The sequence below is a fragment of the Calderihabitans maritimus genome, from assembly GCF_002207765.1.
Classification (GTDB): domain Bacteria; phylum Bacillota; class KKC1; order Calderihabitantales; family Calderihabitantaceae; genus Calderihabitans; species Calderihabitans maritimus.
The window spans coordinates 10,218-14,164 of record NZ_BDGJ01000181.1 but is presented as its reverse complement, the minus strand read 5'-3'; the positions used below and the strand labels follow the sequence as shown (position 1 = coordinate 14,164).

Annotated in this window: 4 protein-coding genes; all 4 read right to left on the bottom strand. The window is 52.2% G+C overall.

The features are described from left to right. Positions 1-329, bottom strand: a 329-nt coding sequence (gene hisG, locus KKC1_RS13495) for an ATP phosphoribosyltransferase (protein WP_088554958.1), incomplete at its 3' end; no start/stop codon positions are given. Beyond that, entirely contained in the window at positions 326-1,513 is a 1,188-nt protein-coding gene (gene hisZ, locus KKC1_RS13490; RefSeq protein ID WP_192868248.1) for an ATP phosphoribosyltransferase regulatory subunit, read from the bottom strand. The genes hisZ and hisG, both read right to left, overlap by 4 nt. A 166-nt stretch (positions 1,514-1,679) precedes the next feature. Next, positions 1,680-1,982 carry a YerC/YecD family TrpR-related protein gene (locus tag KKC1_RS13485; protein ID WP_088554959.1) on the bottom strand — a complete coding sequence of 101 codons (303 nt, stop codon included), beginning with the start codon at positions 1,980-1,982 and terminating at the stop codon, positions 1,680-1,682. A gap of 56 nt (positions 1,983-2,038) precedes the next feature. Beyond that, positions 2,039-3,667, bottom strand: a complete 1,629-nt coding sequence (locus tag KKC1_RS13480) for an NAD+ synthase (protein ID WP_088554957.1) — start codon at positions 3,665-3,667, stop codon at positions 2,039-2,041. Positions 3,668-3,947: the final 280 nt, after the last annotated feature.

Here is a 3,947-nt window from a genome sequence, read left to right as displayed (position 1 = left end):
TCCCTTTCCAGCCGGCTGGCGGGAACCGCCACTACAAATTTACAGTAACCAAACTTTAAATCTACCAGTTCAAAAACGTTAACATTGGCTTCCTCGATGGTATCCTTGCCCACTATTCCCAGGTCCGCCGCTCCATAATCCACATACGTAGGAATGTCCGTAGGGCGGCATATAATATAGGTTATAGCAGCTTCGGGATATTCGAATATTAATTTCCGGGCATCAGTCTGCAACCCCTCCCAGGGCAGGCCTGCCCGGCGAATCAGGTCGACCGCATCGGCACCCAGTTTCCCTTTCGGAAGAGCTATGGTCAGCTTCTCCAAGTTCAATTTGCTTCCTCCCCAACCCAGATAACTTCACCTATACCGCGTTTTTTTGCATAATCAGCAATTTCCTCCGGTGATAACCCTAACAGGTCTACTTCTACCGAATACCCTTTTTCCCGCAGTTCTCGAGCCTTTTCCAACACTTTCCCGTAGGGACTACCGCAAACCAGATACCGGATGCCCGTCGGTTTTTCCCGGTCAATATTTTTTAATGCCATCATCACCCGCTCTACCCCTAAGGCAAAACCGGTAGCAGGACACGCGTAGCCAAATTTGCCCAGCAGGTGGTCGTAACGACCTCCCCCGCAAATGGGAAAACCAAGCCCGGCTACATAACCTTCAAACACAGTTCCGGTATAGTAATCGAAATCCCTGAGAATACCCAAATCCAGAAAAATCCGCCCAGAGACGCCATATCCCTCCAGGACTTCAAATACCTGCCGCAACTCCTGGAGAGCTTTCCGGGCCCTTTCGCTTTCTACTAACTCGAAAGCCCGGTCCAAAACTTCTATACTACCGTGCAGGTTAGAAACAGTTATAAGTAATCTCCTGTCTTGCTCTGATACCCCGTATTGTTCCAGCGCCTGCTCCAATCCTACATGATCCTTCCGGGCAATGGCCTGTTTTATGGAGCGTATCCCTTCGGATGGCAAGGCAATATCTTCCAGGATTCCTTTAATCACTTCTACCTGCCCTATGCCCACCTTGAAATCCGGTAAGCCGGTTGCTTCCAGGGCTTCCACAGCCAAGGCGATAACTTCCGCATCGGCCGCGGGGCCTCGCGCGCCAATCAGTTCTACCCCCGCCTGGTAAAATTCGCGCTGGCGTCCCGCCTGCGGGGTTTCATATCGAAACACATTGGCCAGGTAATAAAGCCGTAAAGGTAACGGCTCACTTCTCAGGCGCATAGATACCAACCGGGCAATAGGCATAGTCATGTCATAGCGTAAGGCTAGAATTCGTCCCTGACGGTCGATAAACTTAAAGAGATAATCTTCTTCCCCGTTCCAACCATTTGGGGTTAAAGTTTGGTAATACTCAAAAGTAGGGGTTACTACTTCCCGGTAGCCCCAGCGCCGGAAAAGTTCCGCCAGGTCGTTCTCCATTTGTCGCTTCGCCCGCGCCTCCTCGGGTAGGAAATCTTTCACTCCCACCGGAAGCTCCAAAATTTTCCTCCGTTCAGTCACCTTAACAACACCCGTTCTTTACTATGGTAAAACGTTAAAGTAATGCTAACATAAAAACCCCGTTTTGTCAATACAGTTTTATTTGGCTCTATGGTTCCCTCTCACTGCGCCGAGCACTCAGCCTAAGGAGACCCGTTGAAACGAGCTAGTACAAATATTAGAGCCGCTACTTGTCCTTCTCCGCCAATCGGCGCAGAATAAGCTTGTACCCGTCGGCCCCATAGTTAAGCGCCCGTTTCACCCGGCTGATAGTCGCCGTGCTGGCTCCGGTGGCCTCCGCAATTTCTGAATAAGTACAGTTGCGTTCCAGCATTTTGGCCACCTCTAGCCGCTGGGCCAGGGCTTTCAGCTCGGCCACGGTACATATATCTTCAAAAAAACGATAGCATTCTTCCTCATTTTCCAACAGTAAAACCGCTTCGAACAATGCATCAATAAATTTATCCTTCAATTTGCTTTTGTAACCCATCCCTCCACCCCGCTTTCTACCAATCCTGTATTCTACGTTTCCCCACCCCAATCCTTTTACCACCCCGGCCGCCAGGCAATAGGCAGGCGCCGTCCCATACCGAAGGCTTTGGTAGTAACCCTGAGCCCCGGCGCAGCCTGACGACGCTTGAACTCCGCCCTATCTACCTGCCGGATTATATCATGCACGAACCCACGTTCAAAACCTTGGGCCGTAATTTCTTCAGCCGAGAGATTGTCCTCGATGTACGCCCTGAGGATGGGATCAAGCAACCGGTAAGGCGCCAAAGTATCTTCGTCACGCTGGTCAGGCCGGAGCTCTGCCGAAGGGGGTTTTACCAGCACGCTGGCCGGAATGATTTCCCGGTCTCGATTGATGTACCTTGCTAGTTCGTAAACCATCATTTTAGGAACGTCAGCCAAAACCGCTAGTCCTCCGGACATATCCCCGTAAAGGGTGCAGTAGCCGACCGCCAGTTCCGACTTGTTGCCGGTACTCAACGGCAGGAAACCTTCCCGGTTGGAAATAAACATGAGGATATTTCCTCGGATACGGGCCTGGATGTTCTCTTCGGCCACGTCCATAAGGGGCTCACGGCTAGGGTTAAGAGTTTCAAGATAAGCGGTAAAGATTTTATCAATCGATATTGCCCGCCAGCCGATACCGAGGTTGTGCGCCAACGCTTCAGCATCCCGCAAACTACTGGGCGAAGAATACCGGGAGGGCATTCCCACCCCAAGTACGTTCTCTGGTCCAAGGGCGTCTGCCGCCAGCACAGCCACCACCGAGGAATCAATACCGCCGCTCAGGCCAACTACTGCGCGCCTGAATCCCGTCTTCCGGAAATAATCACGGATTCCCAGCACCAACGCCGCGTGAACATAGGAAATATCATCCTTTACCTGCGTCGGCTCTTTCCCTGCCGGGGGCGACGCAATATCCACCACACCGAAATCTTCCGCGAACGCCCGTCCTTCCCAGACCAGCTCCCCTTGAGAATTGAAAACAAGGCTCGAGCCGTCAAAGATGAGTTCGTCGTTTCCTCCCACCTGGTTCACGTAAACCACCGGGCAGCCGTACTTCCGGGCGGTATGGGCTAGCATGTCGGCCCGCAGGCGCCGCTTCCCGTAGTGATACGGTGAAGCAGAAATATTGAACAGAACCTCGGCTCCCCGAGCCACCAACTCTTCAATCGGGTCTACCTCGTAAAACCTCCGGTTCCAATAATCCTTATCGTTCCAGATGTCCTCACAGACCGTTAACCCTAGCGCTACCCCCCGGAAAACAACTGGCTGCCTGGCTTCCGCGGATTTAAAGTAACGGGTCTCGTCAAAAACGTCGTAACTCGGCAAAAGAGTTTTATCCTGGCGCCCATACAACTCCCCGCCATGAAATAAAAGGGAGGCGTTGTAAAGCCTATCCCCATCCTGCACCGGTGCCCCGAGGAGGATCCCTATTTTCCTGCTGGCAGGAGCAATCTCCTCTTTGAGCACTTTTTCCACCGCTCGTAAAAGCTCTGGCCGCCAGAGAAGATCCCGCGGCGGGTAGCCGACCAGGGAAAGCTCCGGGAAAATTACCAGATCAGCCCCAATTTCCACCGCCTTATCTACTGCCTCCAAAATTCGCCCCGCATTACCGATTACATCTCCGACCGTAGGGTTAAACTGCACCAATGCTAATTTCAACTAGGACCACCATCCCTGCAGTGGATACTTTACACCCCCTATTATACCCTACCCTGCAGGATTTCGCACAGATTCTCAATAAAGCTGCCACGTGCTGTATGACTAAAACCCGCAAAAATATCGCCTCCTGGTTAATTTTTGCTGTTTCGCCTAAACTGCCTTCATCTATCAACCAACCCAGCTTATTTTACCCCGGGACCTCTCCGGGAGCAGAACCCTGTCGGCCAACTGCTCCTCGCAGCGGCAGTGGGTTACCAGAACCACGGGAATATTCCAGAGC